This is a genomic window from Rhizobium sp. SG570, assembly GCF_012275345.1.
GTDB classification, from domain to species: Bacteria; Pseudomonadota; Alphaproteobacteria; order Rhizobiales; family Rhizobiaceae; genus Rhizobium; species Rhizobium lusitanum.
Map to the genome: position 1 here is coordinate 52005 of NZ_JAAZQI010000028.1, position 17756 is coordinate 69760.

At 60.2% G+C, this 17756-nt stretch carries 9 protein-coding genes and 3 pseudogenes; 6 read left to right on the forward strand and 6 right to left on the reverse strand.

Annotation, left to right across the window (positions count from 1 at the left end; genetic code table 11):
- Positions 1 to 47: 47 nt before the first annotated feature.
- The 3 genes from FHT28_RS33060 to FHT28_RS36550 all read right to left on the reverse strand — a co-directional run bounded on the left by FHT28_RS33060 (position 48) and on the right by FHT28_RS36550 (position 11318).
- Complete coding sequence (locus FHT28_RS33060; RefSeq protein WP_168598548.1) at positions 48 to 8873, reverse strand: MBG domain-containing protein; 8826 nt, start codon at positions 8871 to 8873, stop codon at positions 48 to 50.
- Positions 8874 to 8883: 10 nt separating this feature from the next.
- Complete coding sequence (locus FHT28_RS33065; protein ID WP_234903883.1) at positions 8884 to 10635, reverse strand: ShlB/FhaC/HecB family hemolysin secretion/activation protein; 1752 nt, start codon at positions 10633 to 10635, stop codon at positions 8884 to 8886.
- A 254-nt stretch (positions 10636 to 10889) separates the two neighbouring features.
- Positions 10890 to 11318 (reverse strand): hypothetical protein, encoded by a 429-nt coding sequence (locus FHT28_RS36550; protein ID WP_246705018.1) that lies wholly within the window; start codon positions 11316 to 11318, stop codon positions 10890 to 10892.
- Between the two features lie 42 nt (positions 11319 to 11360).
- Between FHT28_RS36550 and FHT28_RS36555 the strand changes: the two genes are divergently transcribed.
- From FHT28_RS36555 to FHT28_RS33080, 3 genes are all read left to right on the forward strand, one after another.
- Entirely contained in the window at positions 11361 to 11645 is a 285-nt protein-coding gene (locus tag FHT28_RS36555; RefSeq protein WP_246705019.1) for a hypothetical protein, read from the forward strand.
- A 520-nt stretch (positions 11646 to 12165) separates the two neighbouring features.
- Positions 12166 to 13473, forward strand: coding sequence for an MFS transporter (locus FHT28_RS33075; RefSeq protein ID WP_234903838.1), 1308 nt, complete (start codon positions 12166 to 12168; stop codon positions 13471 to 13473).
- A 197-nt stretch (positions 13474 to 13670) separates the two neighbouring features.
- Positions 13671 to 14267 carry a TetR/AcrR family transcriptional regulator gene (locus FHT28_RS33080; RefSeq protein ID WP_168598551.1) on the forward strand — a complete coding sequence of 199 codons (597 nt, stop codon included), beginning with the start codon at positions 13671 to 13673 and terminating at the stop codon, positions 14265 to 14267.
- Positions 14268 to 14698: 431 nt separating this feature from the next.
- Here FHT28_RS33080 and FHT28_RS33085 read toward each other — a convergent pair whose 3' ends face one another.
- Together FHT28_RS33085 and FHT28_RS33090 are read right to left on the reverse strand one after the other, a co-directional pair.
- A complete protein-coding gene (locus FHT28_RS33085; RefSeq protein ID WP_168598552.1) occupies positions 14699 to 15652 on the reverse strand; it encodes an AraC family transcriptional regulator in 954 nt (317 codons plus the stop codon).
- 99 nt (positions 15653 to 15751) lie between these two features.
- Entirely contained in the window at positions 15752 to 16066 is a 315-nt protein-coding gene (locus FHT28_RS33090; protein ID WP_168598553.1) for a hypothetical protein, read from the reverse strand.
- A 206-nt stretch (positions 16067 to 16272) separates the two neighbouring features.
- Between FHT28_RS33090 and FHT28_RS33095 the strand changes: the two genes are divergently transcribed.
- Both FHT28_RS33095 and FHT28_RS33100 read left to right on the forward strand, forming a co-directional pair.
- Positions 16273 to 16641, forward strand: coding sequence for a DsrE family protein (locus FHT28_RS33095; protein WP_168598554.1), 369 nt, complete (start codon positions 16273 to 16275; stop codon positions 16639 to 16641).
- Between the two features lie 217 nt (positions 16642 to 16858).
- A pseudogene (locus FHT28_RS33100) lies at positions 16859 to 17044 on the forward strand (IS5/IS1182 family transposase); the annotation flags it as partial.
- 8 nt (positions 17045 to 17052) lie between these two features.
- Here FHT28_RS33100 and FHT28_RS33105 read toward each other — a convergent pair.
- Positions 17053 to 17214: pseudogene (locus FHT28_RS33105) on the reverse strand (IS6 family transposase); the annotation flags it as partial.
- Between the two features lie 122 nt (positions 17215 to 17336).
- Between FHT28_RS33105 and FHT28_RS33110 the strand changes: the two are divergent.
- A pseudogene (locus FHT28_RS33110) lies at positions 17337 to 17756 on the forward strand (IS110 family transposase); the annotation flags it as partial.

The window sequence follows — 17756 nt, forward strand, 5'->3', positions numbered from 1 at the left end:
GGCTCAGTCCGCCGGACGGCCAGCGTCCGGCGGATTTTATATCGTGGCTACGGGGTCGCCTGGCCCGGAAGCGAGACGCAGCCGTTGCCATTGTCGAGGCAGACGAACGTGCCCTCGAAGCGTGGATCGGTGATCACGTCGTGGCTGCCATCCGCGGTTTCGGTGCCGTCGGAGACCGGCCGGATCGGCGCAAAGCGGCCTGCATCGAAGCTCGGCATCACGGAGCTTGCCTGTGTGCCTGGTTCGGGGTTGGCGGTCTTTTCCACGGTCAGCACGCCTGGAACGAAGTTCATGCGATAATTGGCGGACGCCAGCAGCGTGCCCTGGGTGATCGCATAGGCACCCGGCTCGCTGAGGCTGGTTGCGGACGTGGCGAGCCCTCCCGAAAGCCTGTCGCCGTTGACCAGGCCCGCACCTCCGACTGTATAGGTCAGTGCCGGATTGGCGAGGCCATAGCGGCGGCTAAGTGAGTCGGCGGCAACCGTAATGGCACGCTGGTTCACCGTGAGGTCTGCGCCCATGTAGCTGATTGCGTAATTGGCGTTGGCCAGCGACCCTAGCGTGATCGCGTAGGCACCGACATCGGAATATTGCCCCGCCGTGGTCGAAAGCGAACCGGAGAGCGTGTCACCATTCAGCAGGCCTGTCGCAGCATAGGTCAGCATCGGATTGGCATCGCCATAGGTCTTCGACAGCGTATCCGCCGTCACCGTGATCGCGCGTCGGTTCACGCTCAGGTTGGCTCCGACATAGGTCAGCGCGTAATTGCTTGACGCCGAGAAGGAGCCGGCGATGGCGTAGCTACCGACGTTGGAATACTGCCCCGCCATGGTCGAAAGTGATCCGGACAGCATGTCGCCATTGACCAGGCCCGCTCCTCCGACTGTGTAGATCAGCGCCGGGTTTGCATCGCCATAGGTCTTCGACAGCGTATCCGCCGTGACCGTGATCGCGCGTCGATTCACGCTCAGATTGGCTCCAACATAGGTCAGCGCGTAATTGCTTGACGCCGAGAAGGAGTCGGTGATGGCGTAGCTGCCGACATTGGCATATTGCCCCGCCGTGGTCACGAGGGATCCGGACAGCGTGTCACCATTGACCAGACCGGTCGCGGTATAGGTCAGCGTCGGATTGGCATCGCCATAGATCTTCGACAGCGCGTCCGCCGTCACTGTCAGCGCACGCGGGGTGACCGTCAGGTTGGCGCCCGTATAGCCAATGGCGTAGTTTGCATTGGCCAGAGTACCCTGGGCAATCGCATAGGCGCCGACATCGGAATATTGCCCTGCTGACGTCGAAAGCGAGCCGGAGAGCGTGTCGTTGTTGACCAGGCCCGAGGTCGTGTAGGTCAGCGTCGGATTGGCATCACCATAGGCTCTCGACAGCGCATCCGCCGTAACGGCTAGCGCACGCGGAGTGATTGTCAGGTTGGCGGCATTATAAGTGATCGCGTAATTGGCATTACCGAGGCTGCCAAGAGTGATCCCGTAGCCGCCTACATCGGAATATTGCCCAGCCGCGGTCGAAAGCGATCCGGAGAGCGTGTCGCCATTGACCAGGCCCGAGGTTGTATAAGTCAGCGCCGGGTTTGCATCGCCATAGGTCTTAGACTTCGCATCCGCCATTACCGTCATCGCCCGCGGAGTGACCGTCAGGTTGGCCGCATTATAGGTGATAGCGTAATTGGCATTGCCGAGGCCGCCGAGAGTGATGCCATAGCTGCCAACATTCGAATACTGCCCCCCCGAAGTCGATAGCGAACCGGAGAGCGTGTCGCTATTCACGAGGCCTGAGGTCGTGTAGGTCAGCGCCGGGTTGGCATCGCCGTAGGTCTTCGACTTCGCATCCGCCGTTACCGTCATCGCCCGCGGGGTGACCGTCAGGTTGGCGGCATTGTAGGTGATCGCGTAATTGGCGTTGCCGAGGCTGCCGAGAGTGATCCCGTAGCCGCCCACGCCGGAATATTGTCCTGCTGAAGTCACAAGCGATCCGGAGAGCGTGTCGTTGTTGACCAAGCCTGAGGTTGTATAGGTCAGCGCCGGGTTTGCATCGCCGTAGGTCTTCGATTTCGCATCCGCCGTCACCGTCAGCGCCCGAGGGCTGATTGCCAGGTCGGCACCGGTAAAGCTGATGTTGTAGTTCGAGTTAGCAAGCGTGCCGAGCGTGATGCCGTAGTTGCCGATCCCTGACGCCGTCGTCGCGGAGGTGGCCAGCGCCCCTGAAAGCGCATCGCCATTGACGAGGCCGCTCCCACCGACGGTATAGGTGAGGCCCGGATTGGCATCGCCATAGGTACGGTGTACGCCGTCGGCGGTCACCGTGATAGCGCGCGGCACTACGGTCAGTGTCGCATCGCTAAAGGTTAGCGCGTAGTTTGACGATGCCGCGAGCGAACCCTGAGTGATGGCATAACCGCCGACATTGCTGGTTGCCGTCGCCAGTGAAGCGAGGCTGCCGGACAGCGTATCGCCGTTGACGAGACCGCCGCCGCCGATAGCATAGCTGAGGGCCGGGCTGGCGTCGCCATAGGCCTGGCTCTGCGCGTCCGCCGTCACGGTGATGGCGCGCGGCGTGATCGAGAGCGCGGTGAGGTTCCCAGGGGATTGGGCAAACACATAATTGCCGTTGTTAACGGTCAGTCCCGTACCGGTGATGGCATAGGTGCCGACACCGGAGGTGGTGGTGACGCTGGTCGCGAATGTCAGGGTGCCGTTGACGGCCGTCGCCTGGGTATCGCCGTTGACGAAGCCGCTCAAGATACCTGACAGCGCCGGGTTCGCATCGCCATATTGCCGGGCAGCCGCACCGGCCACATAGGTCAGGGTCGCCGGGGTAATGGTCAAGGTGTTGCCGGTATAGCTGATGGCGTAGTTCGGGTTGTTGATATTGTTGACGCTGCCTTGGCCGATGGCATAGCCGCCGCCGATCACGTTCTCACCGGCAGTGCGGCTGAGCAATCCTGAGAGCGTATCGCCGTTCACCAAGCCATTGCCGCCAACCATATAGGTCAATGCCGGATCGGCCGCACCATAGACCTTGCTCTGCGCGTTCGCCAACACCGTGATGCTGCGTGGCGTGACCGACAGCGCGGTGGTGTTGCCGGCGTCCTGTACGAACACGTAGTTGCCGTTGTTGGCCGTCAGTCCCGAACCCGTGATGCCGTAGTCGCCGACGCCGGATGCGCCGGTGGCGTTACTGGTGAAGGTCATGCTGCCGGTAACGGCCGTCGCCGCCGTATCTCCGTTGACATAGCCGGTCACGGTGCCCGACAGCGGCGGATTGGTGGAGCCATACTGGCGTGTCGCGGTATTTGCCAGATAAGTCAGAGTCGCGGGGTTGATGGTGAACGTGGCCGGGCTTGTCGCCATCGCCAACGTGTAATTTCCGCCCGCAGACAGAGTATTGAGTGTATATGCGTAGGGACCGCCGGCCACCGTCTCGCCAACCGCCCGTCCCAGCGTGCCGGTCAAGGCGAGCCCGCTGTCGTCAATTCCGAGCGTCGGGTTCACCACTTGTCCGCTTGCGACATAGGTAAATGTCGGGTCGGCGTTGCCGTAGGTCTTGGACTGTCCGCTGTTGGGAGTGATGGTCAGCATTAGCGGCGTCACGGTCAGAGTGTTGCCGGTATAGCTGATGGCGTAGTTCGGGTTGTTGGTATTGGTGACGCTGCCCTGGCCGATGGCATAGCCACCGCCGATCACGTTCTCACCCGCGGTACGGCTCAGCAATCCCGACAGCGTGTCGCCGTTAACCAGGCCATTCCCGCCGACTGTATAGGTCAGCATCGGATCGGCATTGCCATAAACCTTGCTTTGCGCATTCGCCGTCACCGCGATGGGCCGCGGTGTCACCGAGAGGTTTGCCGCCACATAGGATACCGAGTAGTTCAACGACGCGCCGAGTGATCCCTGCGCTATGCCATAGGCGCCGACATCGGACGTCGCTGCCGCCAATGTCGTCAGAGAGCCGGAGAGCGTATCGCCGTTGACCAGACCCGGACCACTAACCGAATACGTCAAGGCTGGATTGGCATCCCCGTAGTAACGCGACTTCGCGTCGGCGGTGATCGTGATCGGCCGCTGGCTCACGATGAGATTGGCGCCGGTGTAGGAGCTGATGGTGTAATTGCTGTTGAACAGCGTCCCCTGCGTGATGCCGTAATTGCCGACTCCGGAACCCACGGTCGCCATCGTGTGGAGCGATCCACTGAAGCTGTCACCGTTGACGAGACCTGCGCCGCCGACGCTATAGGTCAGCGTCGGATTGCTGTCGCCATAATACCGCGATGTCTGATCGGCGGTCACCGTGACCTGTCGCGGCGTGATCTGGAGATCGTTGCCGGTATAGCTGGTGATCGAATAATTGGGATTGCCGAGCGTTCCCTGCGTAATCAGGTAGTTGCCGACGCCAGATGTCTCTGTTGCCAACGTCGCCAGCGACCCGGAGAGGGTGTCGCCGTTGACCAGACCCGCGCCGCCGACCATGTAGGTGAAGGTCGGATTCGCGTCTCCATAGGCGCGCGATGTCGCATCGGCGGCCACCGTGATCTGCCGTGCGGTGATGGTCTCGTTGGCGCTGACATAGGTGATGGCGTAGTTGGAATTGCCGAGCGTGCCCTGGTTGATCGCGTAGTTGCCGACGCCGGTGGCCGAGCTGGCCAGCGTGGTCAGATTGCCGGTGAGCTGGTCGCCGTTCAGCAGGCTGCCGCCGGTGATCTGATAGGTCAGTGTCGGATCGGTGGTGTCGCCATAGACCCGGGTCTTCGCGTCGGCCGTGACCGTCAGCGGGCGTCCGTTCACCGTCAGGGTGCCCGGAATATAGACCAGGCGGTAGGCGTTGCCCGAAGGGCTCGTCACCGACGCGCCGGACGCGGTAATGGCGTAGTCGCCGACATTGGAGAATTGGCCTGCCGACGTGAACAGGCTGGCCAGGGATGCGAAGCTGTCTCCAGGCCTCAGGTTGCCGTAATAGGTCGCCGTCAGCGCCGGGTTGGTGTCGCCGTAGTTGCGGGTGACGGCGTTCGGCGCGATGGTCAGCACCGTGAGGAAAGCATAGAGCTCCGGATAGTGCGCAACGGTGGCGCCGTTGTTCTGGCCGACCTGGTTCGGCGGCGCCCAGACGTTCTGAAAATCCCAACCGGTATAGGTGGACGAATAGCTCGACAGATCCTGCAGCTGGGCGGTGGTCAGGCCGGCGGCGTTGAACGTGCCTGAGTTACTGCCGTAGCCCTGGGACAAACCGGTTGTCGTCGTATCCCAGAATGAATTGGCAATCGATCCATTGTTGTAGCCGACCAGCCCACCCACGGCGGAGGAGCCGGTGACGGCGCCGGTGGCGTAGGTGCGGGTGATTGTGCCGAAGTTGTAGCCGACAAGACCGCCGACATTCGTACCAGGGCTGGTGCCTGTGACGGCGGCGCTCGCATAGGCATCGCTGATCGTCGCCGAGGCGCCACTGAGGCCTACGAGGCCGCCCACAAACTGCTGGCCGCTGACCGAACCACCGGCATAGGACTGGCTGATCGTCCCGTTTTCCTGGCCAACCAGACCACCCGCATAAAAGGGGGCGGTCACCGCAGCTAAGGAATAGCTCCGCGAGATGGTGTTGGCGTCGAACCCGACCAAGCCACCCACATACTTAGATCCGGAGACCGTGCCGGTCGAATAGACGTTGGTGATGGTGCCTTCGTTCTGGCCGGCAACCATGCCCACGAAATACCCTCCCGCCACCGTCCCGTTCACGACGCCCACGTTCTGAATCGTTCCGCCTGTACCGATATAGCCGAACAGGCCGCTGTAGTCGTAACGGCTGATCGACAGATTCGAGATGGTGTGGCCGCCACCGTCGAACGTACCGAGGAATGGGATGTGCCCGGAGCCGCCAATCGGGACGAAGCCATAGCCGTCGCCGAGCACGTTGGACGTGAACCAGTTGCCGGAACTGCTGCCGAGCGCCGCGGACAGGTCGATGTTCCGCATCAGCGTGTAGGACGCTGATGGCGCCAGGGAGATCAACTGCAGCTGATGCGCGTTGGCGATGCTGGTGGAATACTCGCTCAGCAAGAATGGCCGCGTCGCGCCATTCACCCCGGAAGCATTGTTGAACGTGCCGTCGGGGTCGACGATGACGAAGCCGGAGGCACCAGGGGTGGTGCCGAAGGTGAGGCCGGGCATATTGGCCGAATTGGCGAACTGGGCCGTCGTCAGGCCGGTGGCCTGGAAGGTTCCGTTCGTGCTGCCGCCCATGCCCGAGCTTTGGCCGGTGGTCTGGGTATCCCAATAGGAATTGGTGACATTCGAGCCCGGTGCGCCCTCGTAGGCGATCAGCCCGCCGCTCTGTGGGGCGTAACTGCCGTTAACAGGGCCGGTCGCGTAGCTTTGCGTGATCGAACCCACCTGCGTGCCGACGAGGCCGCCCGCATAAATGGCGGTGACGCTTCCGGTCGCATAGCTTTGCGAGATCGATCCGATATTCTGGCCGACAAGACCGCCCGCCATACCCCCTTGGGCGTATACGTTGCCGGTCGCATAGGAGCCGACGACGGCCGCGCGGTTGTAGCCGACGAGGCCGCCAGCGCTGTCGCCGCCGGAGCCCTGGCCGCGGAGGGTATTGCTCACGTCTCCGGTGGCGTAGGACGATCGGATGACGCCGCCCTCGTGGTCGGCAACCAGTCCGCCGGAATACCGATAGCCCGAGACACTGGCGCCCGAGAAAGAGTTGATGATGTTGCCGTAGTTCTGGCCGACAAGCCCGCCAACATAGATATTGCCGGTGATCGATCCGCTGGTGACGCCGAAATTCCTGATCTGGCCGCTGTTGCCCGTAAACAGACCAGTAACGTTGGTCGACGGACGATTGATCGTCAGGTTTGAAATCGCGTAATTCTGTCCATCGAAGACGCCATAGAAAGGTGTTCCCGAATAAGCGTAGCTGGCGTTCATCGACAGCGTGCCGATCGGCTTGAAACCGGCGCCGCTGTTCCAGCCCGCTGTCACGCTGGCGTCGATGTCGCGTCCGAGCGCGTAAGTTCCTGACAGGTTGTTGTTGACGTTCTGCAGGTCATAGACATTGTTGACCAGCATATAGGCGCTCAGCGCACCGCCGCCTGTGACATAGCCGCTGTAATCGGTCGCCGTCATGTAGCTCGTAGCGTTGACCGACGGTGTTCCCGTGGCCGGGTTGCTGGTCGGATTGTAATAGATGTTCACCGCGCCCGCGGTCGACACCTGGATACTCGTGCCGAACGACACGGTACCGCTGCCAAGGCCACTGTTGTCGGCGCGCAGGTTGACATTGGCACCGCCGGTATTGGTAATGGCAGCATTGACGGCGATATTGCGATAGGCGCTAAGCGTCAGCGTCGAGCCGCTGGACCAAACAATCGGAGCGGCTACCGTGATGTCTCCGGCCTGCGATCCGGCGCTGCCAAAACCACCCGTCGTGACCGTGACGTTGGCGGTCGCGAGCGCATTGGTCAGAGTGTTGACATTGATGACGCTGTCGTTGCCCGTGGCGTTAAAGCCGCCATCCGTGTTGCTGCCTGTCCCCGTCGAGATCGTCACATTGTAGGGATCGAGAAGCAGATTGCCGAAGGAACCATGCGCCGCCGTCAGATCGGTAAGACCGGTATAGGAAAGCTTCGCCTTGCCCGATACCTCGGCCTCGCCGCCATTGCCGGAGATTGCGCCACCCTTGGCCGTGATCGTGCCGGCAAAGTTCGTCAGATCGTCCGACCACAGCACGACATCGCCGCCGGTGCCCGTGGTGACTGCATCGGCATTGATGACGGCATGGGCGTCGACATCAAGCGTCTCGGCATGCTGCAGCGGGCCCTTCCCCTGACGGTTACCGCCGATATTGACCGTACCGCCGCCGGTCTTGCCGGACGCGTTGACCTTGGCGGAGGCAAGCTTGATCGACCGGCCCGTCACGGTGACTTTGCCGCCCTTACCGGCGGCATTGCCGGCATCGAGCGTGCCCGAAACCGCCACTTCGCCGTCGCCGCCGGTGAGCGTGATATCGCCGCTCTTGCCGGAAACGCCGTTGGCCTCGATCGTGCCCGACATGTTGACCGCCTGCCGCGCCATGTCCTTGGCCGCGGCGGCGGTGAGCTGCACCGTGCCGCCTCTGGCAGAAATCTTGCCGCTGTTGTCGACCAGCGCCCCACCGCCGCCGGCCTTGGTCGGTACCGCCACCTGCAGGAAGCCGTCGCCGGACAGATCAAGCGTTGCCTGTTCGCCGGATCCCAAGGCCGCCTTGCCCATCGGCACGGTGATGACACCGGCATTGGCGACCGTGCCGCCGATCAGCGCCATGTAGCCGCCGCGATTGATGGTGATCGCACCGGCGTTCGTCACCGGGGCAGAGGCGCCATCACCAGTAAAGCTCCTCTTGCCGCCCATGAAGTCGTCATCGGAGATGCCGAGTGTCGAGGCGACGAAGGCGCCTGCCTTGACCGTGCCTGAACTGGTGATCGCAATACCGTTCGGATTGATCAGATAGACCTGGCCATTAGCATTGATCTGGCCTGATATGGTCGAGCTTGTCTCACCGGTCACGCGATTGAGGATGGCGGCATTGGCATCGGGCTGGACGAAGGTGACGCGATTGGCCTTGCCGACATTGAAGCTCTGCCAATTGACGACGGCGCTGCCGCTCGTCTGGTTGATGGTCAAGGCGCCGGCCGATGGCGTCCCGATCGTGATACTACCTGCTGCCACCTGGCCGCCTGAAGGCAGGGACTGAGCCGGCGCCACCGTCGCGTGGGCTAGCGCCGTCGACGCCAGTAGCGCGACGAGCCGGACCTTGTGCGTCCGGGTTCTCTGCGAAAGCACTCCATTGCTAAACGTCCGACGGTTCGTCTGTGGGGTCATCGCTGCTATCCTAAAACTGAAACGCCGCCGAGACGGTGAAGCGGTTGTCGTTGGAGCCATCGCCGAAGTGCTCGACACGGCCATATTCAAGATTGACGTTGGTGCTGTTGAAGCTCGCCTGCTCGGCCGCCGCCAGCCGCAGGCCGAGGCCATAGGCCGCGCCGCGCGAGAAGCCACTTTCCAGCGCCGTCGGCTGGTAGAGCTTGACGCCGCCATAGGCGCCGAACAGGTAAGGCGAAACCACCACGCCGCCGGCCGTGGTCGTTCCATCCGGCAGACTGGTTCCCTGCTGCGCCGGGAATTCCGGCCAGCCGAACGGCAAGGTGAAGCTGGCAATGAAAGGGAACTGCGCCTCGGCGCGCAGCACGAAGCCTGAATCGCCCTGCATCGAGCCGGTCGGGAAGCTCGACAGACCCGAGGAGGAGACGAGGCCGATCTGCTCGGAATTGAGCAGCGGCTGGCCGAAGGAGGTCTGCGCCTTTGCGCGGAGATCGAAGACCAGATGCTCTATGATCGGCTGGCGATAGCCGAGATTGACCTCGACCTTCTGGAAATCGGCGTCCGCGCCTTGGCGCGACAAGGGTGTGCCGCTGCCATTGGCGTCGGCCGCGCTGCGTGCGCCAAGCCCGTTGATGCCGAAAGACCCAGTCAGGCTGGCGCTGACAAGCGCATCGCCGGATACATACCAGGAAAAATCCGCGCCCGTGCGCAGGATGCGCAGCCGATCCTTCGACAGTGTTGCGCCGCCGCCGTTGAGAAGCTGCAGTTCTTCGTCCTGCGCATCGAAGCCGCCATTGAGGTTGAGCGTGAACTCGCGCGAGCGGATCAGCGGGTAGGCAAGCCGTGCCGAATAGCGGGTGAAGTCCGACATGAACTGCAGCCCGGATGCGCTCGCCTCTGGCGTCGTGCGCGAGCCGGTGGCTTCAAGGTTCAGCGTCAGCCCGTCGATGCCGATCGGCAGGGTTACACCGCCGGCCAAGGACCGGTTGCGCGGCGCGCCGGTGAAATAGCCTTCGTCACCGCCGAAACGCGGCGCACCAGAGGCTCTCAGATAGAAGAGTTCGCCGAAGCCGAACACGGAATTGAAGTCCAGACCGACGCCGGTGTTGTATTTGCCGAGCGCGTCGGTGGAATTGTTGTCGCCCGAGACGAAGCCCGTGACCGGCTTGTAGCGAGCCTCGATCGTCAGCACGCTGCCGCCGGGCTTCGTGCCGCGCGACAGCGTCGAACGCAGCACCGTGCCCGGCAGATCGCCGGCCAAAAGCAGCCGACGCTCGATCTCATCGTTGGACATCCCCTTCTCGCCCACCAGCGGCGACAGCATTTTCGCAATGCGTTCGCGGATATTGTCGGGAAGATGCGAGGTGTCGATGCTTTCGACGAAGCCGTTGATGACAACGATGCGCAAGGTCGCGCCATCGATCAGGCGCTGCGCCGGCAGCACCACACGCACCAAGCCGTATCCCTTGGCGCCATAGGCCCGCTCGAGCTGACCCGCCGCCTCGAAGAGGGCGGCCGCCGTCACAGGGCTGCCAGTCAGGTTCTTCTTCAGGCGCGCTTCATCCTCGGCAAAGCCTGGAAGCCCGCCTTCGACCTTGACGGCCTTCAGGCGGACGGTGAGCTTCTCCGCCCCCTTGGGCGCGACCGGACCGGACGCTTCGGGAACGACGATGCCGCTGTTCGGCTTCTGCAACTGCGGCTCGAAGCTTTGCGGCGTCACCTGCGAGGCCGTCTGCGCAAAGGCAAGGCATGCCGGCGCCATCACTGCAACGCTCGCGGCCAGTCCCCAGTATCGAGAAAAACGGTATCCGAAAGTCAAAATGAACCTCAATCTCAGCGTACGCAGGCTTGTTCGAAGGAATTCCGCAAGGAATGGTCGAAAATTTCCAGCACAACCCCTTCCCGCAGCAGGACTAATAAAGTTGGCTGTGGAGGTCAGCATCCATTTTTGACTTGGGAGATCTTGAGGAGTTTCCGCAGGCGAATGTCGGCAGACGCCAAGGAAGACAGACCGTCTTATTCGCAATTGTGGGCTCCTCGAGAAACCGTTGAGCCACTGCCTAAAGCGTTCGCGAACGCGCCATCGAGGATCAGCAGCTTTTGCGCCTGAAACGCCGCATATTCGTCGTAGAAGCCGCGCGAAATCCACATCGGCGAATGTCCCGGCCGTCCAGCCCAGCCAAGTCCTCCGATTGCTTGAGCTTCCGAGATCTTGCGGCTTGTATGCGCGCTCGAAAGACCGGTCGCTCGGGCCAGATATGCAATGGAGTTGACGTCCGTGAAATATCGTTCCGGTCCCGGGAAGCTTTGCCGATCGACACCTGCGATCAGCCGGTCCATCACCCAGCCACCCGAATCGATCCAGCTGAAGATCCTGTAGAGCGGTCCTGGCGTGCGCACTTCGGGAGTGAAGAACAGAGCATTCGCCACAACGGGCTGGATCAACGGAAGCAAGCTCTCCCATTGTGTGGAGAATCGCACCTGTCTTTGTCCGCCATCGAGCAGATCGAGCGCCTGGAAATGCAGATTGTACCAGAGGGCGAGGAGAGAGAGGGAATCAAGCGATGGTTTGGCCTCTCGACGATGCCCAGCTACCTGACTGTCGATCGCTTGAATGACGCCATACTTCATCGATTCATCAAAGAAGGTATAGGCTGTATTGCGGCTCGCAAGACCAAGGAAGGTTGCCAGAAGGCCAAGACTTCTACGGCTGAGGCCCGGCTCTACATCGCCGATGGGGCGAAAAAAGTGGGCGACTGCGGCGTGGCTTAGGAGCCAACGCTGCTGTGTTGCAAACAGCGCTGCGGCTCGTGGTGATTGCTTATGAGCCTCGAACATCGCCGAAGCCAGGAAAAAAACCGCAGACGGGAAGGCAACGCGCGAAATCATGTCGCTCACGCTGTCCCACGGCAGATCGTTTGTTCCCTCGCCTGCAAGAGGTGGAAATGCCTCCGGAAATTCTACTATCTGCCCCAACAATGCGATCTCCGGCTAGCGCATCCGCCAACGAAACCACCAAAAGCCCTCGTCAGATCGTTCCGGTCCACTTGCTGACCAGGAGCGCTGCGCCGACCCGCAATTCTTTGGCGACGATTAAAAAACTTCTCACATTATCGAAATATGAGAAGTAAATGCCGGATCGCCCGTCACTTGTCAACGAGAATGTTTCTCATATTATTGCAATCTGAGAAATCGACCGGTGTCGAATGGTGCTCGCGCGCTGAGGCGGAGAATTCTAAAGCGCGCTTCACGTCGTCGCCAAACCACCGGTTTGCCGAGAGGACCTGAGCGAATGCCCTTACCAAGACCGATTAATCCGTCCTACACCTTGGGTGTTCTGACCATCGCCTCCACCTTGTCTTATCTCGACCGGCAAATACTTGGTCTCCTGGCGGAGCCGCTGAGACAGGACCTTCACCTGGCAGATCTGCAGATCGGCCTCCTGCAGGGTTTCACCTTCGCCATTGTTCTGGCAACCGCCGGATTGCTGCTGGGTCGCTGGGTTGATACCGGAAACCGTGTGCGGATTGCCGCCGTTGGAATAGCACTCTGGAGCATCATGACAGCCGCTTGTGGCTTTGCAGGCAGTTTCGGAGCTCTTTTGCTGTGCCGGACGGGTGTCGCATTGGGAGAAGCGGCCCTCACACCCGCCGCCTATTCCCTGATCAGCGATTTATTCCCCACCCGGCGGCGCGGACTCGCAATAAGCATTTACAGCACAGGCGCGTTCATCGGAGCCGGTCTATCCCTCGTTTTGGCAGCGACGCTTCTTCATGAATTGTCGAGCGCAGGAAACGTCTTCGTACTGCCCGGCATGCAGCACATATGGCAGATGGTATTCGTCTTCATCGGACTGCCGGGCATCGCTGTCGCCCTTTGGGCTGCAAGCCTTAAAGAACCCCGCAAGCATTCCGGAGCTACTCCGGGCCCTATACCGGGCACGGTCGAGATCCGCGCCTATTTCTTGGATAATCGGGTAGAACTCGCGAGCCTTTATTTCTGCCTGGCCTTTGCGGCGACCCAAGCCTATAGCTACAGCGCATGGGTTCCCACTGTGTTGATCCGCACCTTTCACATGCCGCCCATCGCCGTCGGCTTTAGCCTTGGGCCACTCTTCATTGCCTCGAGTGTATCGGGGCTGATTTTTGGCGCTATACTCGGCGATGGCCTGGTTCGACGCGGCTTTGCAGCCGCTCGCCCCATCCTTATGTGCGGCGCGGCGCTGATTGCGGCGCTGTTCACCGCGGCAATGCCCTTTGCTTCGACCCTCAACGCCGCGCTTGTCCTGATAGCCATCGCAACATTCCTATCCACAATCATTGTTGCGAACGGTCCTCCCGCACTTCAGGACATCACGCCGTCCCGCATGCGTGGCATCTCAAGCGCAGTCGGCATCCTGATTGTGACGCTTGTCGGTATGGGCGTCGGCCCCACATTGGTCGGGTTTCTCAGCCAGGATATGCTTGGGGCTCCGAGCAAGATCGGCGTCGCACTCAGCGTCGTATCGACTGCCGCTCTTATCGTCTCGTCGGCTTTGGCGCTGGTAGCCATCTTCAACTACAAGCTTGAGCCGGACAACACAGCAGCACGCGCGGCATGAAAATCGACCCTATTGAGACAAAGTTTGAAGATCAGGATCGTCAGGCTGCTCACTCAATTGCTCCGACGAGAACTTTGCATGACTATCAACAATCCTCAAAGGGACCGCCAGCCGCGTACGGAATGCTCGCTGTTCTTGCTCCATATTCACGACGCATCTTATAGATTGACCCGAGAGAATCGTTGAAAGCGCGTTGCATGTCGGCTTACGAAGTCCTGGTTTCCAATATTACCCAGAGTTTTCTCGATCATGGCTATGAAGCCATGACAATGAGCAAACTGGCAAAATATTGTAATATTACGCGCCGAGGCCTCTATCATCACTTCAGCAGCAAGGAAGAAGCCTTCCAGGCAATGGTTCGCCAAAACAACCAACGGACCCGGCAAGGCAGTCTTAGCGAAGGCACAAGGCTGTTTTCGGCTGGCGCCGATGTGCTTGATATCGTCACAGCGGTACTTGATGTTCGATATGGCGATACGAGAAGAAAATTGGTGCTTTCACCCTTCGCGCTCGAAGTCAATGACTACGCGTTTCGCCTATGTCGTCCGGAGATGGTCGAAGCTGCAACAGTTTTCCAGGCCGATTTCGCTGCATTACTCCAACAGATCATGGCAAATGGCCAATTGACGCTTCGGCCCCCAATATCGGTCGAGACCGTGGTGCAACTGCTTTGCGACGGCGCCCGTGGAACCAATCAAAGCTTTTTCGCACCATCGCCTGAGGATATCACCGCACGCTACCGGCAGATGAGCCAAGCAATCCTGTACGGCTGTGCCGAGCCGGCTGGGCTGTGAGGCTCGTGGAAATTCGCAGGGAAGATGTTCCGAGCATTTTAGCTCTTGATGGGAGTCGAACCGCATATGAATTCCGACTTCCACTCCACTCATCTGCGCGCCTATCAATCAACGCTATCGCAGCGAGCGCATTGGCAGCAGTCCGGAAGAACGCTTGGTGGAAACTGGACGGCGTAGTCGCTGTGACGGACGATGACATTGTTGGCGGGCCCTTAATCTGGAGGCTTGATACCTCAGGTCACTCGGCATTTGGAAAACTTCTCCCCAAAACGCGTTATCAATCAAAAAGTGATCAGGCAGCATCCTCGTCGAAAGCATACAGCTTCGCGAGGATCTCTTCTTCGCTTGGATTGGCGAGCGCTTCCGCCAACTTACAGCACGCGCCATACTGGGATTATCGGGCGGCTATCTAGCATGCCACCTGGGAGCGGTCAGGCCGACTTGCGCTGGTTGGTTCGAAACGCGGCCGGCGGCATTCCGTTCGCGCGGACAAAGGCGCGGTTGAACGCGGCTTCAGAGGAATATCCTGCGTTGAACGCAATGATGCTGATCGCCTGGTCTCCCTGGAGTAGTTGCTCCCTTGCTAGGAAAAGCCGCCAATCGCGCATATAGGAGATCGGTCCGGTTCCGAGGATGTTCTGAAAACGCTCGGAAAGAACGCTCCGGGAGGCCCCCACTTCATTCATCAGGTCCTTCAACGTCCATGGACAGAGAGGATCGCCATGAATGAGTTGCAGGCATCTGCCGACGACCGGATCCCGAATGGCAGCCAGCCAGCCGGTCGTGCGGTTCGGCTCGGCGGAAAGCTGCCGGCGCAGGACTTCAAGCAAAATGATCTCGGTAAGGCGCTCCAGGATCGCCATTCCACCGCTGTGCGGATGGTCCACCTCCTGGACGATTTGCGAGACGACACCGCTGAGCCAGTCGCCCTCATTGGCGGTGGAGACGTGAATGAATTCCGGCAACGCCTCGCGAAAGGGCAGAAAGTGCATTGCCTCACAACAGACATAGCCACAGAGAAAGCGAACCACGCGGTCGGAATCGCCGAAATGCAGGATCGGCGTCTCGGACCAGGGCGGCGGCGGTAGCGCCCCGCCTGGATCGAAGATCTGCCCTCCCGTGCCCGCTCCGATGAAATGCGGACTGCTGAACGGGAATGCCGCTATGTCGCCTTCGCGTAGGGTGGTTCGTCGGCCGTCGAATTCTATCCAGCAGGATCCGCCGGCAAGAATGTGAAAGCCGATGGCATCCTTTGGCCGGTAGGACGCCGGTGAAGCATCGGTTTCCCAATCACCCGATGGCATATAGCAATATTGAAGGGCTTCCTTGATGCGGACCCGACGCAGCGCCTCGCTCATCAGTGACTGAAGGTTTGCCTGCTCCACTCTTCGGAACTCCTGTAAAAACATCGGCTCGAAAACTTGAACGGTTCAGCCCCGCTTCTTTCATCGGCCATGGATGCACATTGCCGGCCGGTCACTGACTTAGTCTTGTTGCACAGCAATGGCACGAGCATTCCTGTGGCAAGTGTCGTTCACTGGGTGCACGACCGTCACAGATAGTGATGTATCGACGGGAAAAGGAACAAGCCCTGGCCCGTCTTGGGCATCAATATGAAACGGCATCGCCGCGCCGGTGTTTCGGACGAGGCTCTTGATGAACGGTACGGCATCCGCCTGCCATTCGCCAGCGACCATGATCGAGAACTGCAGCGCTCCCGACAGGCGGATCGTCGACAGCACATCGTCCGGACTGACGTCAGCCGCCGACGATCGATCTTGCGACAATATATTCAGCATGCATTTCCGACGGAAATTCCGCCTCCCCTCAACCGTGTTGACCCCTTCGACAAAGTCGACATCTGTTAGGCGTCCGGGCAGCCATAGTTCATCGATAAATATATCAACACGGTGGAAAATCGATCAATTCAAGCGGCATTCCGGCCAAAGACATGGATGTCATCGCCTTTTAAGGTCTTGCGCGACAACCCGAAAAGGAATTTTCCATGACCGAAACCAACAAGAAACTCGTCATCCTGATCACTAAAGGCATCGAATCCGAATTGTCCTCGGTGGCGTTCACGATCGCCAATGGCGGCATCACCGCCGGCCTCGAAGTCAGCGTATTCCTGACCAGCACTGGTATCGACCTCGTCCGCAAGCGCGGCCAGACGATGACGCAGGTCGCCCCGCTCGATCCGCTCGCCAAACTGATCGACGACTTCATGCAGCGAGGCGGCGCCGTCTGGGCCTGCGCGCCGTGCGTCGTTTCGCGCGGTTATCAGCAGCCGGATTTGCTCGACGGCGTGGTGATCACCGGCGCCAGCCTGGTGCATGCCGAAATCAAGGCGGGTGCGGCGACACTCTCCTTCTGAAATCGAAGCGACACGCAATAATGTCGTCGGCGAGCACGCCCCCGGCGATCACACGGGAATCAATCATGACAGACGAACCAAGCGCCAAAGTTCATGCCGGGTTCTACAGAGTGATCCGGTCGGAAACGACATACACGATCGACAGGGCGTTGGTGCACGGATCGTTTATCGATGATGGGATTATCGGCTGCGATCGGCTCAACCTCGTGCCACCGCTATGCCCTTCAAACACAATGCCGCCCGCCGCCATCGTATCGGCAAGATGAAGTTCAAGGTGACGAACTGGGCAGAATACGAAGCTGGCCTTCGCCGTCGCGGCAGTCTGACGTTTTGGATAACACCGGAAGCGCTGTCGTCCTGGCAGGCGCCGAAGCGGATGACACGTGGCGGCCAGCCTCGCTATTTCTCCGCCCACAGCCGGACCGTTTGATGCGAGATCACGACCCCACGGGCAACCAGGAGATCCTCAACCATTCGCAGGCTCAGTGGGAAACGGAAATAGAGCCACACGGCGTGGGCAATAATTTCAGCGGGAAAGCGACGGTGGCGATAGAGGGGATCACGGTCTGTCATGGGCCGTCATCGCACATCGAATTCCAGCTTTTCGTTAAATTGATGTGGTGGATGGCGCCCTCCGACGGCATCGAATGTGCCAAAATGGTTTTTTGCAAAACCCAAGAGAGGAGCCACCCACCATGGACGATATTACGACAATCGGGCTTGATATCGCAAAGAATGTTTTCCAACTGCACGGTGTCGATGCGCAGGGGCAGGTCGTTCTGCGCAAAGCCTTGCGCCGCGCCAACATGATCGCTTTCTTCACAAAACTACCACCCTGCCTGATCGGCATGGAAGCCTGCTCGACAGCCCATCATTGGGCCCGCACACTGATGGAACTGGGACATGAGGTCAGGTTGATCTGACCAGCGTATGTCAAGCCTTTCGTCAAAAGACATAAGAACGATGCCGCCGATGCGGCAGCAATCTGCGAAGCGGTGGTTCGCCCTTCGATGCGGTACGTGTCAGTGAAGAGTGAAGAACAGCAAGCGACATTGATGTTGCACAGTGCGCGGGAACTGCTGATCTCTCAACGGACTGCACTGATGAATGCACTG

Bases quoted from the DNA above. Each gene is read 5' to 3' on its own strand.
- FHT28_RS33095 (WP_168598554.1), top strand. From the start codon at position 16,273: ATGACCGAAACCAACAAGAAACTCGTCATCCTGATCACTAAAGGCATC.
- FHT28_RS33090 (WP_168598553.1), bottom strand. From the start codon at position 16,066: ATGCTGAATATATTGTCGCAAGATCGATCGTCGGCGGCTGACGTCAGT.
- FHT28_RS33060 (WP_168598548.1), bottom strand. From the start codon at position 8,873: ATGACCCCACAGACGAACCGTCGGACGTTTAGCAATGGAGTGCTTTCG.
- FHT28_RS33075 (WP_234903838.1), top strand. From the start codon at position 12,166: ATGCCCTTACCAAGACCGATTAATCCGTCCTACACCTTGGGTGTTCTG.
- FHT28_RS33080 (WP_168598551.1), top strand. From the start codon at position 13,671: ATGTCGGCTTACGAAGTCCTGGTTTCCAATATTACCCAGAGTTTTCTC.
- FHT28_RS33065 (WP_234903883.1), bottom strand. From the start codon at position 10,635: ATGGCGCCGGCATGCCTTGCCTTTGCGCAGACGGCCTCGCAGGTGACG.